Here is a 17,394-nt window from a genome sequence, read left to right as displayed (position 1 = left end):
CTTATTGTTTTTTACATTATATGGTTTTTTGAGTCCATACTTTAAGCATGATCATAAAAAATCTATTTGTAAACCGATTTTATTTAACCGAAAAACAGGCAAAGTATTTTTTTATTTAACTGATGCTGAATATATAGAGCGAGATTGGAAAGATGTTGTTTATGTAATGGGGAATAGCTTTGGTCTTTCAGGTGCACCTTTAAGAGAGCTTAGAGCACATATTGTTGAAGATGGTCTGTTAAAACATACTTTTGTCATTGGTTTTCCCATGATTGGTATATTTCGTACCCAAGGCTTATGGTCATTTATATGTCATTTTATGCATAAAGGGCCAGAAGAATTGTATCCAAAGCCTAATCCGATGTATGGAACAATAGATCCTTTTACTCAATTAACATTTTGCCAACAGGTCATTGGTGCACAAGAAAGTTATCGAGATACATGGAGGTCATTTCGAATCATTTATCATGATAACTGGGTTCCTGCTTTATTTTCCTATCCTTTTGATGTGTGTAATTTTATTGCAAGACGAATATTGCTTAATATAAAGCCTCTACCTGTATGGCATAAAGAGGTTATCTATAAAAATAAAATGGAACAACAACGTTCAGAGGAAATTAGCTTTAAAGATAATTTTGAATTTAGTATGTTTGAGATGAAAGATAAATGATAAAGCGCGTAAGCGCTTCTATCTTTAATTATATTAATAGGTTAACTATGCTAAATGGTACTTTACAATACCCGGTTTATAAGAATGATAGACACCTAACCCCAAAAGAAAAGGGCAATATCCTTTCCAAAAGAGCCACTGATAAATCAAATATTTCTCATAGCTATAATTTTATAAAAATGAATTCTAGCTATATGGAATGTGTGAATAATAGCTTTTTCTTAAAGGGGAATTCTTATTTTAATTTGCTCGGTGTTTTACTAATAGGCGCACCAATTATATTATCGTTATGGATTTTTACTTTTTATGTAAATTTGATCAAATATGATCATGAATTTTTGAGCTTTATTGTCATTTTTTCTCCAATGCATATTTTCTTTTCTTTTATTCTTTATGTTTTTTATAAAGGTTATCAAAATTTTAAAAAGTATGAAAAATTAGGCTATAACTATTATCCAATCCGATTCAACAGAATAAATCAAAAAGTCTATGTTTATGATGTAAGTGGCCAAATATTCATAGGTGATTGGAATAAAATTGACTTTATTTTAAATAGTCGGCTTGGTGGGTATGAGGGTACTTTTTGGGAAGTCAAAGGATTTATCAAGGATAATAATGGTTTGATTGTTTATACGTTTGCCTTTGCACTCAGTAAGAATAAAAAACAAGAGACACTGGAAATATGGGAATTTATCAAAGAATATATAAATAATGGACCTGAGAAGCTTTATTTTAATAAAAAGGTAGCAGGTGTAATTTATCGCCTACCCGCTGAAAAGTTAAGTTATTGTCTAAATATCGAAGCACATCCTGAGTCTTTAGAAACCAGTAAGGAAATCGTTGCTTTAGATTATCAAAGTGAAATTCGATCATTCTACTCACGAGCAATGATCAAAATTTTAGGGAATACTCGGAACAAATTTATTCGTGCTGATAAACAACCAAAATGGCCTCAGAATGTGGAAAATGAATGTCAGGTTGATGCTACAGACCCCTATGTTGTTGATGCTTCGACAACATACCAACTTGATACATTTGGAAAAATAATCAAATAAAAAAGCCCCTCAGGGCTTTCTTATCTCAACACATTCTTAAGGTAACTGCTTAATCGGGCTACCACCCAAAGCTTGCATCAAAGTGACATAAGCATTGTATTGGCTTTGCTTGGCTTGAACTAAAGACAAACGAGCACTACGCGTGGTTTCTTGAGCATCCAAAACATTTTTTAAAGCAATTGCACCATTACGATAGCGTACATTGGTCAAACGTTCTGTTTTTTCCGCAAGTTCCAAGTTCTTTTGTTGAAAGGCGACTTGTTTATCTAGCTCAGTACGATTCGACAATGCATTTTCAGTATCTGCAAAGGCTTGGTACAAGGTATTACGATATTGAACAATGGCTTTTTCATAGTCCAGTTCGCTGATTTTTAAATTCTTTTGCATATCATTATATTGTAAAAACGGCAGGCTTAAGCTTGCGCCTAAAGTCAGTGCAGGATTTTTCAATAAATTTGTCAATGATGTGCTGGTTGAACCTAAATTCCCCGTCAAACTGATTGAAGGATAATAGCTGGCTTTGGTGGCATCTTTGGTCGCCAAAGATTCACGTAAACGCAATTCGGCTGCTTTTAAATCAGGACGGCGCGACAAGATATCTGCCGGTAAACCCGCTGAGATATTGGGTAGACTGATCTGCGGTAATTGCTGTGGTTCTTGAATATTTAACTGTTGCACAGGTATTTGTAATAACACTGCCAAAGCGGTACGTGTTTCAACACGTTGCTGTTCAATTTGACTTAAACTGGCTTTTTGGCTTTGTACCGATTGCTCAGCTTGGGTCAAATCTAGTCCTGAAACAGCGCCAGCACGATATTGAGTACGCACCAATTCAAAGGTTTTTTGAGTAGCAGCTAGGCTTTGTTGGGCAGAGCTGTAACGTTCATTTAAATAACCCAATTGCCAATATAAATTTGCGGTTGTGGCAATTAAGGTCTGCCCAGTGGCTTGTAAGTCTTGTTCAGTGGCTAAAGATTCCCACTTCGATGCTTCAGTTTGACGTGCTAATTTTCCAAACAAATCCACTTCATAACTGACACCCGCACTGAGAGATAGACCTTTGGCAGCATCATCACCTGAATGAAGGTCAAAGCTATGTCCCGTAGATACCCCTGAATTAACACGAGGACCTTGTTGGTCTCGCGCTAAGCCAGCTCTTAAACGGGCTGTTTGTAAGTTAATCCCTGCAACAGCTAAATCAGCATTGCGTTGAATCACTTGATTGACCAGTTGATTTAACTGAGCATCACCAAATAAGGTCCACCACTGATCTGCATATAAATCTGCCTGAACGTGTTTAGATTTTGCATTGTCGTAAACAAAACCATTTGGAATTTGCACAGCAGGGGCCTCGTATGGGGTTTTAACCACAGCCGAACAACCGACCAATGAACTCCCAAGAATCAAGGCGCTTGCAAGTTTGCTTAAATTCATTTGCATTAATAATTTCCTTATTCTTCGGTTATTCACGCGAAAGTGCATCAACAGGATTGAGCTGTGCTGCATTGCGAGCTGGGATAAATCCAAATACCACACCAATCAAGGTTGAACATACAAATGCCGCAATGATAGAGGTGCTTGAATACGCCATTTGGAAACTGCCTTTGGCAATATGTCCAATCAACTGTCCAATGCCTAAAGAGAGCAGGACCCCTAAGATACCGCCCAAAATACACACCAAAACAGCTTCGATCAGGAACTGTTGCAGAATGTCACTTTGCCGAGCACCTACAGCCATACGCACACCGATTTCTTGGGTACGCTCGGTCACAGACACCAACATGATGTTCATTACCCCAATACCACCGACAACCAATGAAATCACCGCAATAGCTGAAACCAGTAAAGTCATGGTTTGTGTGGTCTGTTCAATGGTTTGACGAATACTGTCAGAGTTTTGAGTAAAGACATCTTGTGCGCCATGACGTTGTTCCAACAAACTTAAAATGGCATTTTCAGCAACCGCAGTTGGATATTCATCTTTAATACGCACGATGATGCTACGAACATTGGATTGTCCTAACATTCGGCTCATGACGGTTGAATAAGGTAGATAAACATTGAGACTGTCTGAGTTGCCCATAAAGCCTTGCTGTGCATCAATCACACCAATGATTCGGCTTGGAACACTTCCCAATAACAGCACTTGCCCTACAGGGTTAGTGCCATCTGCAAAGAAAGTCTTTTCAGTATTGGCATCAATCACCACATCCTGCGCTCGCCCAGTGATACTGTTTTTATCAAAAGCTTGCCCAGATTTAAAGGTCATACCACGCACATAGAAGAAATCCGCACTGACACCATTGACGGTTGCTGAAGCTTCGGTGTCTTTAAAACGTGCTGTTACGCTACTATTGACTGTTGGACTGACTGCTTCGACATACGGTTGCTCTGAGAGTGCGTCAGCATCTGCTGGAACCAAGGTTTTAAACTGTGCTGTTTTCGAGTTATCACCAAAGCCACGTCCCTGAAAGACGGTAATGGTATTGGTGCCTAAACTGCTGATGTTATCAAGAATCTGCTTTTGTGAGCCATTGCCCAAAGCCACCACCGAGACCACAGATGCAATCCCGATAATAATACCCAGCATGGTTAAAAAGGTACGCATACGATGGGCATTCATTGCCAGCAAGGCCATACGGAAGGCTTCTGCAAAACGATCTAATGCAGAACGCCATTTAGATGACTTTTTACGATTCGATTTAGGTTCTGGATCGACAACAATATCAATCTCATCATCATGTTCAGGAACATTTGGCTTATCCGCGATGATGTTACCATCACTGATTTCAATGATACGTGTCGCATTTTTTGCCACATTCATATCATGGGTAACCAGAATAATGGTATGCCCTTTGGCATTGAGCTCACGTAAAATACGCATAACTTCAACACCACTGTGCTTATCCAGTGCGCCAGTGGGTTCATCCGCAAGGATGACATCACCACCATTCATCAATGCGCGGGCAATTGAAACACGCTGTTGTTGTCCACCCGAAAGCTGATTTGGACGGTTTTCAGTTTTTTCACCGAGTCCTAAGTCAGTCAAAATTTCATGTGAACGCTTTTGACGCACACTCGGGTCCATACCAGCATAAATCGCTGGAACTTCAACGTTTCCTGCGGCATTTAAATCACCCAGTAAGTGATAGCGCTGGAAAATAAAACCAAAATATTCACGGCGTAATTGCGCGAGCTCATCGGGTTCAAGTTGACCTGTTTCACGTCCATTGACTTGATAACTACCTGATGTGGGTTGATCCAAACATCCCAAGATATTCATCAATGTCGATTTACCCGAACCAGATTGCCCAACAATAGCAACCAGTTCACCGGGGTAAATTTTAAGGTTAATACTCTTTAAAATCTGAATAGTGGATTCACCCGCAGGGAACTCACGAATCAGATTACTGACCTCAAGTAGAGGTTTGATCTGATGATTGTTCTGATCCATGCTTAGAGTCTCATTGGGCCACTGTTTTTATTGCTTCGTTTTGCAGAGTCATTGGATGTATCTGAACCATCTGCTAGTACAACTTGATCACCTTCATTGAGGCCACGCAGTACTTGGGCGGTTACACGGTTATTTAAACCAATTAAAACTTGTTTACGTTGAGCACTACCATCCGCCTGTAAAACGCGAACAATCGAAACCGAAGCTTTACCTTGATCAATCAAAGTCTTTTCATCTGCTGTGAGTTCAAGGCGTTCTGGGCGATCAGCAGCATTTTGTCCATTTTTATTTGCTTGACCTTGAGGTGCAGATGCTGAACGAGTTGAATTTGCACCAGATGCGCCATTTGCGGATTTATTGGCACGTTGTGGGCGGTTTGAAGACTGTAATGCCGCAGCAGGAACAGTCAGTGCATTTTTGGCTTCAGCCAGAATGATATACACCTGTGCGGTCATATCAATTCGGAGTTTACCGTCATCGTTTGGTACATCGAATAGGGCATTATAATAAATCGCTGTACTTGTTGATGATGAAGATGAGTTGCTTGATGTTTCAGTATTAATTGATTCTGGTGCTGGCTCTACTTGACGCAGTGTTGCATAGCGTTTTTTCTCACTATCACCCAGTGTAGTGAAATAAACTTTTTGACCTTCTTGAACTTTCATGACATCTGCTTCAGACACTTGTGCCTTGATGGTCATGGTGTCCAATTTTGCAAGTTTCACAATAGTCGGTGCACTTTGGTTGGCGTTTACCGTTTGACCTTCTTCGGTCACAATGGCTACCACGGTGCCGTCCATAGGTGCAACAATACGGGTATAACCTAAGTTTTCTTGTGATGTTGCAAGTGTAAGTTTGGATTGCTCAATTTGTGCATCCATCGAAGCAATATCAGCTTGTGCTGTTTTAAATGCGGCTAAGGCACTGTCATAATCTGCTTTAGAGGTTGCATCTTGTGCAAACATATTTTTTTGGCGGTTATATTCTGCCTCAGCTTTGGCTAAAGTCGCCTGTTTGGTTGTCAACTGGGCCTGTTGATTTTTAATATTGGCTTCAGCCGTTTTTAAATCGTTGCTTTGACGCACTGAATCAATTTGTGCAATCAGTTGACCTTGTTTAACTTGGTCACCCAGCTTGACGTACATTTTTTTAACTTGACCTGAAACCTGCGCACCAACGCTCACCATCTTGGTTGCTTCTAAATCACCTGTTGCAAGAACTGCATCTTCAATATCACCACGTGTGACTTCTGAGGTTATATACTGCGGTTGTGTATTTTTAGGCTTTAATACGTACCATGCGATTGCGGCAATGATGGCAAGACAAACCGCTATAAGAATGGCTTTGGCTGGTTTTATTTTTGGCATAGCGATAATTGGGCTGAAAGAAAAATTGATCAAATTATAATGATTAAATAAGGATAAAGCGTGAATTTTTTAAAATAAATGGAAATGAGAATTATTCTGCATAATATCTATTTAAGCATTGATAAATAAAGTTTTTCCACATAATTCAGCAATACATTGTTGAATGATATGTTCTGGGCTTTCTTTGCTGAGTCCTTTGATTGCAGCATCTACACGCAATAACAGTTGTGGCCAAGTTAAAAATGAATGCGGATTTAAGCGTCTAAGTGCTTGTTGATACAAAGAAATCTTGGTTTTCCAAATACCGAGCTGTAAGGCATTTTGTGGTTGTTCATACAACTGCATCAAAAGACGCATTTCTTTACTAATTGTCCATAAAATTAAACTGTTGGGTTCTCCTGACTCCACAAGATATTGGAAAATTTTAATCGAAAGTGCCAAGTTTCCAGCAATCAATGCATCACTTAAATCAAAGGTGCTATAACGTGATTGATCCTGTAAACATTCTTGTAAATGTTCAATTGAAATCTGCTTTTGATCTGGGAAGGTATCGGCAACACGCATCAGGCTGTTTTTGGCAGCCAAAAGATTATGTTCATGATGTTGTTCAAGCCAGATCCAGGCATCTTGATTTAACTGGACACCGAGCTGATCTGCTTCGATTGACAATATTCGTTGACGGTCTTGCGGGTAATTTGCGGTTAAAGCAATCACCACGCCATTGGCTTCAACGGTTTGAAAGAAACTTGACTTTAGACTACTTGAGTCTTGTTTGGGCATAATGATCACAAGCAGGTTGTGTTCATTATGTTGAATATAGTGTTTGAGTTGTTTGAGTCCATTGGCATCGGGTTTGATATTACCATGGACTTCAAGTGCCAGATTTTGAGAAAATAAAGATAAGCTATTCAAAGCATTAAAGACATTTTTCCAGTCGGAAACGCTATTGAGATCATAGCGTTGTCTTTCTACTTCATGTTTTGCCCAGCTTTTTCTTAAAGCATCGAGTAGGTTTTGTTCTAGAAGTGGTTCTTGACCATGTAAAATCCAAACACCTCGCGCTTCATCAACACGTTTAAGGGCTTGTAAATAGTCAAGTTTCATAGAATTATTGCGCTACAGGTTGGGTCGAAAGAGTACGTGCTTTAGGTAAGCGATTGGCTGCAATTTGACGCGACATTTGTTGTGCAATGTCATCAATCAAAATTTGGCTCAGATATTTATATTGTTGATCATCTGTGTTGACCGTTGCAACATCATATTGATAGCTACGAGATGCATTTAAGGTCCGAGGTTCAGTAATCGGATTTCCTTGTTTATCTTCAATCTGGAAAGTAACACTTAGGCGGAGTAGTGTTTCTACCAATTTACCATTTAACTCATGACGAACAGGTTTGTAGTCTAATACTCGTAATACATAAGCATCACTTGAATTACTCAGTTGGACACCTGTCGCAGTTAAATAAACACTGAGTTTCTTTTCAAGATCTTCAGTATTTGCAGGTAATACCAGTTGTAATTTGGTGTAAACCAAAGGCGTTGCTTGGGCATTGGTGCCCTTTAAATGAAAGCCACAACCTACTAAGCCCGCACTCAGACCCAAAGTTAATACAACTGCAGCAACACGTTGAACTAAATGCATGCTTTGTCCTCATGAAATTCCATTGGATATGGAATATTTAATCTTTATAAATTCACGCCATTTTAGAATCAAAGCCCGTTGAATGACAACGGGCTTTGTTTGGGTTTTGTTTATTCTACTAAAGTCCCTTCTCCCTTAGGGAGAAGGTTAGGATGAGGGGAATGACCTCTCCCTAACCCTCTCCTAGAAGGAGAGGGGATTTAAGCAGGAAATTAAACCACCAAATTCACAAGCTTATTTGGAACCACAATTTCTTTCTTGGTTGGACCGGTTAAGAATTGCTGAACCTCAGGTAATGCTTTAGCCAATGCCAATAATTCATCTTTCGATGCATCAACAGAGACTTCTAATTTGCCACGAAGCTTACCATTGACTTGAACTACGATGGTTTGTGTATTACGTGTCAATGCAGACTCATCAACCGTAGGGAACAGTACCGAAGTTAAATCGATATCAAACTCAGTCAATAAGGTCTGACTTAAGTGTGGTGCAAATGGTGCAAGCAAAGTCAATAAAGTGGTAATCGCTTCACGTGCTACAGCAACATCGTTGTCATCTTTTGCTTCAAACTTATTGCTGGCATTGAGTAATTCCATCAAAGCTGCAATCGCAGTATTGAATGCATGACGACGTTCGATGTCATCACCCACTTTTTGAATCGTTTCATGAGTTTTACGACGCAGGTCTTGCGCTTCAGTGGAAAGTTTCGAAGCATCAATTACTGTTGCATGGTTGCCTTTTTCAAGGAAGCCTGCAACTAAACGCCATACACGTTTTAAGAAACGGTTTGAGCCTTCGACACCAGCATCAGACCATTCTAAAGATTGATCTGGTGGTGCAGCAAACATCATGAATACACGTGCAGTATCCGCGCCGTACTGGTTAATAATCTCTTGTGGGTCAACGCCGTTATTTTTCGATTTCGACATTTTCTCCTGACCACCAATTTCCACTGGTAAGCCATCTGCTTTAAGAGTTGCTTTAACGATTTTTCCTTTTTCATCTTTCTCTAGGAATAGATCTTCTGGATTATACCAAGTTCTCTTTTCTGGATTTTGGCTCACTATTCGGTAATAGGAGTCCGCTAAAACCATACCTTGAGTCAGTAAGTTGGTAAATGGTTCGTTGCCTTGTACCACACCCTCATCACGCATAAGTTTATGGAAGAAACGTGCATAAAGTAAATGTAGGATTGCATGCTCTACACCACCAATATATTGGTTTACAGGCAACCAAGATTTTGCAGCTTCAGGTTTAACTAAACCACCCGTGAAATCAGGAGAAGCGTAACGTGCATAATACCAAGATGATTCTACAAAGGTATCCAAAGTATCGGTTTCACGACGTGCATCACCACCACAGCTTGGGCATTTTGTTTGATAAAATTCAGGCATTTTATTTAAAGGATTACCTGAACCATCTGGAACCACATCTGTTGGAAGAACAACTGGTAGTTGATCTTCTGGAACAGTGACTTGACCACACTTATCACAGTTGATCATCGGAATTGGACAACCCCAGTAACGTTGACGAGAAACCCCCCAGTCACGTAAACGGAATTGAACTTTAGCGCTGGCAAGACCTTGTGGTTCTAATTTGCTTAGGAATGCATCAAAAGCAGCTTGGAAGTCTAAGCCGTCAAATTCAGCTGAATTGACCAATTTACCTTCTTTAGAACCGTACCATTCTTGCCATTCTGACGCAGAATATTCAGCATCATCTGAGCCTTTGGCATCAATGACTTGTTTGATTGGTAAGTTGAACTTATTGGCAAATTCAAAATCACGCTCATCATGTGCAGGAACGGCCATCACCGCGCCTGAACCATATGACATCAATACATAGTTTGCGATCCAAACAGGAATATCTTGACCCGTAACAGGGTGTTTAACTGATAAACCTGTTGCCATGCCTTTTTTCTCAGCAGTCGCAAGATCCGCTTCTGCAACAGAACCCATACGACATTCTTCAATAAAGGCAGCAAGTTCTGGCTTGCCTGCTTCAGATTGAATCGCAGCAGCTTTGAGCGCTAGAGGATGTTCAGCTGCAACCGCAACATAAGTTACCCCCATCAAGGTATCGGCACGTGTGGTATAAACTGTTAAACCATCTGCATAAACTTCGGGATTTGCTGACGGGAAGGTAATGTCCATACCCGTTGAACGACCAATCCAATTGCGTTGCATGGTTAAAACTTGTTGTGGCCAACCGTCTTTTAAGGTATCTAAATCGTCTAATAATTCTTGTGCATAATCGGTAATACGGAAGTAATACATTGGAATATCACGTTTTTCTACCAATGCACCTGAACGCCAACCACGACCATTTTCAACTTGTTCATTTGCAAGAACAGTTTGGTCTACAGGATCCCAGTTCACTGTAGACAATTTGCGATAAATTAAGCCTTTTTTATAGAGCTGTACAAATAACCATTGTTCCCAGTGGTAATACTCTGGTGTACAGGTGGCAAATTCGCGATCCCAGTCGACAGATAGACCAAGTTTCTTCAATTGATCGCGCATATATGCAATGTTTTCAAAGGTCCACTTTGCTGGTGCAACTTGATGAGCAATCGCTGCATTTTCAGCAGGTAAGCCGAAAGCATCCCAACCCATCGGTTGTAGCACAGTTTCACCTTTGAGACGGTGAAAACGGCTGATCACATCTCCAATAGTATAATTACGCACATGACCCATATGCAGTTTGCCGCTTGGGTAGGGGAACATCGAGAGAATATAACGACGTGGACCTTCTACAGTGTCGGCAACTTTAAACGATTTGCGATGTTCCCAGTCTTTTTGGACTTGAGGCTCAATCGCATTTGCTTGATATTCAGGGTCAATATGAGTAGTCATAAATGTATTTGAGAATAATGGTTAAAAAACTGTGCACACAGCATAGCGCAAAATCCATCAAAAAGTGAATTTTGCGCGCTTTTAAATCTGAAAAACTTGTGATTTTACTTTTAATTTAATTATTGAGGCGTCGCAAGGCTAGGAGGTGTATTTTGCTCATTTTGTGGTGCGACATTCGGCTGTTGTGCATTTGATGGGTTAACCACTGGTGCAGGTGTTACAGGTTGAGTACCTTGTGGTTGTCCATTTTGTGGCTGATTTTGTGGTGTATGCGACTGAGCTGTTGGTGTTGAGTTGGTGGGTGTTGAATCTCCATGATAGCCATAAGTATTCACCTTGCTTTGGCTACGTGCATTCTTCGGCGGCGGTGTGGTGGTGTAATGGGTAGAGCCTTTGCTGTCTACCCATTTATAATACTGTTTTGCATGACTGGCGCTGACCCCAACCATAGAGAATAAGGCAAAAATTGTCGATACAAAAACGGTGTGTGCAAAGCGTTGACGTTGTTTCATTTTATAGAACCTTTGAGTCATTTTTTATTCAGATGAAAACGAAAAATCATTCTGCTATTAATATACATCGGATTGTTTTCGCTTGATCTGGGTATTTTAAAAATCGTATTTATTTTATACAGAAAAATAAAATTTTAAATAATTCTTTTGCAATTTTATTGGCTTATAAGTCTTTGAAAGTTTTATTTATAAGACAACCAAAAAAAAGGAATAGTTTTAAAAATAAACGCTTGGTAAATAAACAATAAAAAGCCTGATAGAAACCTTGACTTTGTTCGCTAAAACTACAAAAATGCTTGCTTTAGTTTCAGATGTTTTTTTCGATCACCCTTCGAGTAAAAATATCAAAGCAAGCAATAACATTTTCTCTAAGCCGAGAAAATGACTCTACCGAAGCATGTTTATCCCAACATATTTCAGTGATTCATACAGCTCAAACAGCTGCGTGACGATTTATTTTTTTATTGCTGCAAAAACTAGTAAATATGTGTGCTATAACAGAGCGCACAATCAATGAATGAAACACGGCCTGTGTCTCCCATAGCGCTGTGGAATAAAGATTAGGGTGAATACGTTGGAACTTTTATCTGGTGGTGAAATGCTCGTTCGTGCATTGGCGGACGAAGGCGTTGAACATGTTTTTGGATATCCAGGCGGCGCAGTATTACATATTTATGATGCGCTATTTAAACAAGATAAAATCAATCATTACCTCGTACGTCATGAGCAAGCTGCTGGTCATATGGCAGATGCTTACTCACGTGTGACGGGTAAAACAGGTGTAGTGCTGGTCACTTCTGGACCTGGCGCAACCAATACTGTAACACCAATCGCTACAGCCTATATGGACTCAATCCCAATGGTGATTTTGTCTGGACAGGTTGCCAGCCATCTTATTGGTGAAGATGCATTCCAAGAAACAGATATGGTCGGTATTTCTCGCCCGATCGTAAAACATAGTTTCCAAGTGCGTCATGCAAGTGAAATTCCTGCCGTTATTAAAAAAGCATTTTATATTGCTGCTTCAGGTCGTCCGGGTCCTGTTGTGGTCGATATTCCGAAGGATGTCACTAATCCTGTCGACAAATTTGCTTATGAATATCCTGAAAAAGTGAAGATGCGCTCTTATCAGCCACCTCACCGCGGTCATTCAGGTCAAATTCGTAAAGCCATTGATGAGCTGATTAATGCCAAACGCCCTGTCATTTATACAGGTGGTGGTGTTGTTCAGGGCAATGCTTCTGCATTACTGACTGAATTGGCGCATTTATTGAATTACCCAGTGACCAATACGCTAATGGGTTTGGGTGCATTCCCAGGCGATGATGAGCAATTCTTGGGTATGTTGGGTATGCATGGTACATACGAAGCCAATATGAGTATGCATAATGCGGATGTTATCTTGGCGATCGGTGCGCGTTTTGATGACCGTGTAACCAATAATCCAGCGAAGTTCTGTACCAATGCGAAAGTGATTCATATTGATATCGACCCAGCGACGATTTCAAAAACCATTATGGCGCATATCCCAATCGTGGGTGCGGTAGAGCCAGTACTTCAAGAGATGTTGGTTCAATTGAAACAAATGAATGTTTCTAAACCAAACCCTGAAGAAATCTCGGCATGGTGGTCACAAATCAACGAATGGCGCAAAGTACATGGTTTGCGTTATGCGCCAGGTGAAAATGGTGTGATGAAACCACAACAAGTGGTTGAAGTCTTAGACAAAGTAACCAATGGTGAAGCGATCATTACTTCTGACGTTGGTCAGCATCAAATGTTTGGTGCGATGTATTACAAATACAAACGTCCACGTCAATGGATCAACTCAGGTGGCTTAGGCACAATGGGTGTGGGTTTACCTTATGCCATGGCTGCGAAACTTGCATTCCCAGACCAACAAGTGGTGTGTATCACAGGTGAAGCATCGATTCAGATGTGTATCCAAGAGCTTTCTACATGTAAGCAATATGGCTTAAATGTGAAAATCCTCTGCTTGAATAACCGTGCTTTGGGGATGGTAAAACAATGGCAAGATATGAACTATGAAGGACGTCATTCAAGTTCTTATGTTGAGTCATTACCCGATTTTCCAAAATTGATGGAAGCTTACGGCCATGTAGGTATCCAGATTGACCATGCGGATGAGCTTGAATCTAAGCTTAAAGAAGCAATGGCGATTAACGATAAATGTGTATTCATTAACGTGATGGTTGATCGTACCGAGCATGTATATCCGATGCTTATTGCAGGTCAATCTATGCAAGATATGTGGTTGTCTAAAGGGGAGCGTACTGAATGAGACATATTATTTCTGTACTCGTTGAAAACGAAGCTGGTGCGCTTTCTCGTTTAGTGGGGTTGTTCTCTCAACGTGGTTATAACATTGAAACTTTAAATGTCGCACCAACTGAAGATCCAACCATGTCACGTTTGACATTAACCACCTATGGCGATGACCATAAAATTGAGCAAATCACCAAACAGCTGAATAAATTGGTTGAAGTGGTTAAAGTGGTTGATTTGTCAGAAGGCGCGCACATTGAGCGTGAGCTGATGCTGATTAAAGTCAAAGCATTGGGTTCTGCACGTGCTGAAATTAAGCGCACAGCGGATATCTTTCGTGCTCAAGTGGTTGATGTTACTCCAACGACTTATACCATTCAGATTGCGGGTACAACTGAAAAAATTGATGGCTTTATTGATGCTCTTGCAGAAAACACAATTTTAGAAGTTGTTCGTTCTGGTGTATCCGGTATTGCTCGTGGTGAAAAGGTTCTTTCACTCTAGTTGCACCTCAACCAGTAATTAATTATTTGATTTTTTATTCCCTCATGTATAACCTCTCCTCGCAATAGGAGAGGGACTTAGACTAGAAGATTCAAAACAATAATCTTCAGGATAGGAAGAGGAAACACAGCATTTTAGCGGAGACAGCAATGCAAATTTTTTATGATAAAGACTGCGACTTATCTATCATCCAAGGTAAAAAAGTAGCGATCATTGGTTATGGTTCACAAGGTCATGCTCACGCGCAAAACCTTCAAGATTCAGGTGTAGACGTTACTGTTGGTTTACGTGCTGGTTCTACTTCTTGGAAAAAAGCTGAAAATGCAGGTCTTAAAGTTGCTGAAGTTCCAGCTGCTGTTGCTCAAGCTGATTTAGTGATGATCTTGACACCAGATGAGTTTCAATCACAGCTTTATCGTGACGTGATCGAACCAAACATCAAAGAAGGTGCGACTTTAGCATTTGCACATGGTTTCGCTGTACTTTATAACCAAGTTGTTCCACGTAAAGATTTAGACGTGATCATGGTTGCACCAAAAGCACCAGGTCATACTGTACGTTCAGAATTCCAACGTGGTTCAGGTGTACCTGATCTTATTGCGATTCATCAAGATGCTTCTGGTAATGCACGTAACGTTGCACTTTCTTATGCTTCAGGTGTAGGTGGTGGTCGTACAGGTATCATCGAAACTTCATTCCGTGAAGAAACTGAAACTGACTTATTTGGTGAGCAAGCAGTACTTTGTGGTGGTGCTGTTGAATTGGTTAAAATGGGTTATGAAACGCTTGTTGAAGCGGGTTATGCACCTGAAATGGCTTATTTCGAATGCTTGCACGAACTTAAATTAATCGTTGATTTAATGTTTGAAGGCGGTATTGCGGACATGAACTATTCAGTATCTAACAATGCTGAATATGGTGAATATGTGACTGGCGTTGAAGTTATCAACGAGCAATCACGTGAAGCGATGCGTAATGCACTTAAACGTATCCAATCAGGTGAATATGCGAAGATGTTCATCCAAGAGGGTGCATTGAACTATCCATCTATGACAGCTCGTCGCCGTCAAAACGCAGCTCACGGTATTGAAGTGACTGGCGGTAAATTGCGCGCGATGATGCCTTGGATTCAAGCCAACAAAATCGTAGATAAAGAAAAGAACTAATTTTTAGTTTTTATCAAAGCCCACTCTTTTGAGTGGGTTTTTTTATGCTATATTTTAGCTAAAGTTAATAATAAAGCAGAAAACAACATGACATTAAAAACATATTTCGCTATCGCCAGTCTGCTTGGCTGTTGTGCTATATATCCAGTATATGCACAGAACGCGAGCGTTGATAATCCTATGCAAAAGTCTAGGCAGAATCATAATCAGCTTCAAAATACGCAAAATAAATTACTCGATGAAAAGATTGCGTACAATGCTTTAGAAAAAGCCAAGCAGTCTTTAAATGCGGGTCATCCACAACAGGCCATCGCGGCATTACAAGCATCAATTCAGTATTTTGAAAAATACCAAAACAGTAGTCAAGACATACTCTATGCTGCCAACGGAACAGCTGAAACCTTGCTATACCTGACACTTGATATGGGAAAGCAAAAAAATATTCGAGTTTTTTCAGGTTGTTGGGCGGACTTATACTTTCAAGCCGCTTATGCCTTTATTGAAATGAATGATCTAAAGAATGCTCAAGTGAAGTTAAAAAGTGCTTTAACGCTATCACCTTTTAATAGTGAGTATTTAAAAGAGGCAGGGTTTATTCAGCAAGCACAAAAACAGTGGCAAGCGTCATTGGAAAGTTTTAAAACTGCTGAACAGTATCTGTATTTGCTTGAGCCTGAAGAAAAAAGATTGGCGATTCAACAGAGTGTAAGACGTAGTTTAGGGGTGAGTTTGATTGAATTAAATCAACTGGATGAAGCTACTCAATATTTTAATAAAGTCTTAAAGGTTGATCCCTCGGATGCAAAAGCGCGTAATGAATTAAACTACATTGAGGAGTTAAAGAAAAAAGGTCATGTTGCCAAGCAGCCAATTGGTCGCGTCTAAATCGCGTTTTTTAAAATCATCTTTTAGGGTAGCAATTTTTAACTAACAAAAATTTATTTTGTGATAAATTACACATTATTGATTATGGTTAAACGTGGTATTCAAGCATGAAATCTAAACTTCTCATCGCAATGACGACTTTGTCTATTTCATGCTTTAGTTTTGCTGAAACGCAGTCCACTTCGACCAATACCGCACTAAAGCCTTTTAGTGGCGTACGCGTATCGATGCAACGTATGCTTAAGTCGAGCGAAGGTCGATACTTTATGAACCTTTATGCGGGGATTGCCCATCCGCACGGTGTGCTGACGGATTTAATGGATGGTACAACAACAGATTTTAAAGGGACACAAAAAGCTGATCAGTTGGATTTAAAGTCGATCACTGCTCAATCAGATCCTTTGGCAAATGGTAGTGATCAATTAACTGGCCTATTAAATGCAAATACAGGCGTGTTTAAAGCATCATTGTTAAAGAAACCAAATACAGCTTGGCAGTCGATACAGTTTGAGCCTGCTTTTAAAGTCAGCAATAAACCCGTTTTTATCTTTAAATTTTATGGTCAAGATGATGCCAATAGCCCTTATGGAAAAACCTTAAAACGTGTTGATGTGTTAAATAAAACCAACAATACAGTGGTACAGAGCTTGACAGGTTTTACTGGTTATCCAAACAGCATTGGCTATATGGATATCAATTTTGATGGTTATTATGATGTCATTGTGTCGGACTTGTCGCAAGGTCGTACAGTCGATGATAAGCGCTATATTTACTGGATGTACAATCCAAAAACACAACAATTTCAACGTTCTCCGCAACTTGAAAAAATTGTTGGTTTTCCAAGTTTACATGGTGAAAAACAAAAAATTGATTTTGGTAATGGACAGCTTTATCAAGTTCAGAATGGTTTGTTAAATCGTATTTCTGATGAAAATTGAAATGGTCAAAAAACTGTCATTAAATAATCATTAAAATGTCAAAAACTTAGCCTAATCTAT

14 protein-coding genes are annotated in these 17,394 nt (G+C 39.8%); 7 read left to right on the top strand and 7 right to left on the bottom strand.

From position 1 onward, the window contains the following. Together GJV03_RS21485 and GJV03_RS10530 are read left to right on the top strand one after the other, a co-directional pair. Window positions 1–670 (top strand): DUF6708 domain-containing protein (locus tag GJV03_RS21485; RefSeq protein WP_171501851.1); only part of this gene is annotated, 670 nt, incomplete at its 5' end. Between the two features lie 47 nt (window positions 671–717). After that, the gene (locus tag GJV03_RS10530) at window positions 718–1,725 is read left to right on the top strand and encodes a DUF6708 domain-containing protein (protein WP_154130043.1); all 1,008 of its coding nucleotides are present in this window, start codon (window positions 718–720) and stop codon (window positions 1,723–1,725) included. Between the two features lie 36 nt (window positions 1,726–1,761). Here GJV03_RS10530 and GJV03_RS10525 read toward each other — a convergent pair whose 3' ends face one another. The 7 genes from GJV03_RS10525 to GJV03_RS10495 all read right to left on the bottom strand — a co-directional run bounded on the left by GJV03_RS10525 (window position 1,762) and on the right by GJV03_RS10495 (window position 11,555). Next, entirely contained in the window at window positions 1,762–3,165 is a 1,404-nt protein-coding gene (locus tag GJV03_RS10525; RefSeq protein WP_154130042.1) for an efflux transporter outer membrane subunit, read from the bottom strand. A 22-nt stretch (window positions 3,166–3,187) separates the two neighbouring features. Beyond that, entirely contained in the window at window positions 3,188–5,179 is a 1,992-nt protein-coding gene (locus tag GJV03_RS10520) for a MacB family efflux pump subunit (protein WP_034612303.1), read from the bottom strand. Window positions 5,180–5,181: 2 nt separating this feature from the next. Next, window positions 5,182–6,546, bottom strand: coding sequence for a MacA family efflux pump subunit (locus GJV03_RS10515; RefSeq protein WP_151956584.1), 1,365 nt, complete (start codon window positions 6,544–6,546; stop codon window positions 5,182–5,184). Between the two features lie 111 nt (window positions 6,547–6,657). Further along, the gene (holA, locus tag GJV03_RS10510; protein ID WP_004725854.1) at window positions 6,658–7,650 is read right to left on the bottom strand and encodes a DNA polymerase III subunit delta; all 993 of its coding nucleotides are present in this window, start codon (window positions 7,648–7,650) and stop codon (window positions 6,658–6,660) included. 4 nt (window positions 7,651–7,654) lie between these two features. Beyond that, window positions 7,655–8,188, bottom strand: a complete 534-nt coding sequence (locus tag GJV03_RS10505) for a hypothetical protein (protein WP_004725857.1) — start codon at window positions 8,186–8,188, stop codon at window positions 7,655–7,657. Window positions 8,189–8,400: 212 nt separating this feature from the next. After that, a complete protein-coding gene (gene leuS, locus GJV03_RS10500) occupies window positions 8,401–11,043 on the bottom strand; it encodes a leucine--tRNA ligase (RefSeq protein WP_154130041.1) in 2,643 nt (880 codons plus the stop codon). A gap of 119 nt (window positions 11,044–11,162) precedes the next feature. Continuing rightward, complete coding sequence (locus GJV03_RS10495) at window positions 11,163–11,555, bottom strand: DUF4124 domain-containing protein (protein ID WP_154130040.1); 393 nt, start codon at window positions 11,553–11,555, stop codon at window positions 11,163–11,165. 574 nt (window positions 11,556–12,129) lie between these two features. Between GJV03_RS10495 and GJV03_RS10490 the strand changes: the two genes are divergently transcribed. The 5 genes from GJV03_RS10490 to GJV03_RS10470 all read left to right on the top strand — a co-directional run bounded on the left by GJV03_RS10490 (window position 12,130) and on the right by GJV03_RS10470 (window position 17,334). Next, complete coding sequence (locus GJV03_RS10490; protein ID WP_016539389.1) at window positions 12,130–13,857, top strand: acetolactate synthase 3 large subunit; 1,728 nt, start codon at window positions 12,130–12,132, stop codon at window positions 13,855–13,857. Next, window positions 13,854–14,345 (top strand): acetolactate synthase small subunit, encoded by a 492-nt coding sequence (ilvN, locus tag GJV03_RS10485; protein ID WP_004725868.1) that lies wholly within the window; start codon window positions 13,854–13,856, stop codon window positions 14,343–14,345. The genes GJV03_RS10490 and ilvN overlap by 4 nt, the downstream gene beginning before the upstream one ends. A 149-nt stretch (window positions 14,346–14,494) precedes the next feature. Further along, window positions 14,495–15,511 carry a ketol-acid reductoisomerase gene (gene ilvC, locus GJV03_RS10480; protein ID WP_004725869.1) on the top strand — a complete coding sequence of 339 codons (1,017 nt, stop codon included), beginning with the start codon at window positions 14,495–14,497 and terminating at the stop codon, window positions 15,509–15,511. Window positions 15,512–15,598: 87 nt separating this feature from the next. Next, window positions 15,599–16,396 (top strand): hypothetical protein, encoded by a 798-nt coding sequence (locus GJV03_RS10475; RefSeq protein WP_252720698.1) that lies wholly within the window; start codon window positions 15,599–15,601, stop codon window positions 16,394–16,396. 107 nt (window positions 16,397–16,503) lie between these two features. After that, a complete protein-coding gene (locus tag GJV03_RS10470) occupies window positions 16,504–17,334 on the top strand; it encodes a hypothetical protein (RefSeq protein WP_154130039.1) in 831 nt (276 codons plus the stop codon). The last annotated feature ends 60 nt before the right edge of the window (window positions 17,335–17,394 follow it).

It is taken from the genome of Acinetobacter sp. RIT698, assembly GCF_009668065.1.
Classification (GTDB): domain Bacteria; phylum Pseudomonadota; class Gammaproteobacteria; order Pseudomonadales; family Moraxellaceae; genus Acinetobacter; species Acinetobacter guillouiae.
The sequence above is the reverse complement of the archived record's forward strand: the minus strand, read 5'-3'. Positions and strand labels throughout refer to the sequence as shown.

What these genes read in the sequence shown, in the direction of transcription:
- ilvC (WP_004725869.1), top strand. Translation starts at nt 14,495, where the DNA reads ATGCAAATTTTTTATGATAAAGACTGCGACTTATCTATCATCCAAGGT.
- GJV03_RS10515 (WP_151956584.1), bottom strand. Translation starts at nt 6,546, where the DNA reads ATGCCAAAAATAAAACCAGCCAAAGCCATTCTTATAGCGGTTTGTCTT.
- GJV03_RS10525 (WP_154130042.1), bottom strand. Translation starts at nt 3,165, where the DNA reads ATGCAAATGAATTTAAGCAAACTTGCAAGCGCCTTGATTCTTGGGAGT.
- ilvN (WP_004725868.1), top strand. Translation starts at nt 13,854, where the DNA reads ATGAGACATATTATTTCTGTACTCGTTGAAAACGAAGCTGGTGCGCTT.
- GJV03_RS10530 (WP_154130043.1), top strand. Translation starts at nt 718, where the DNA reads ATGCTAAATGGTACTTTACAATACCCGGTTTATAAGAATGATAGACAC.
- holA (WP_004725854.1), bottom strand. Translation starts at nt 7,650, where the DNA reads ATGAAACTTGACTATTTACAAGCCCTTAAACGTGTTGATGAAGCGCGA.
- leuS (WP_154130041.1), bottom strand. Translation starts at nt 11,043, where the DNA reads ATGACTACTCATATTGACCCTGAATATCAAGCAAATGCGATTGAGCCT.
- GJV03_RS10505 (WP_004725857.1), bottom strand. Translation starts at nt 8,188, where the DNA reads ATGCATTTAGTTCAACGTGTTGCTGCAGTTGTATTAACTTTGGGTCTG.
- GJV03_RS10475 (WP_252720698.1), top strand. Translation starts at nt 15,599, where the DNA reads ATGACATTAAAAACATATTTCGCTATCGCCAGTCTGCTTGGCTGTTGT.
- GJV03_RS10470 (WP_154130039.1), top strand. Translation starts at nt 16,504, where the DNA reads ATGAAATCTAAACTTCTCATCGCAATGACGACTTTGTCTATTTCATGC.
- GJV03_RS10495 (WP_154130040.1), bottom strand. Translation starts at nt 11,555, where the DNA reads ATGAAACAACGTCAACGCTTTGCACACACCGTTTTTGTATCGACAATT.
- GJV03_RS10520 (WP_034612303.1), bottom strand. Translation starts at nt 5,179, where the DNA reads ATGGATCAGAACAATCATCAGATCAAACCTCTACTTGAGGTCAGTAAT.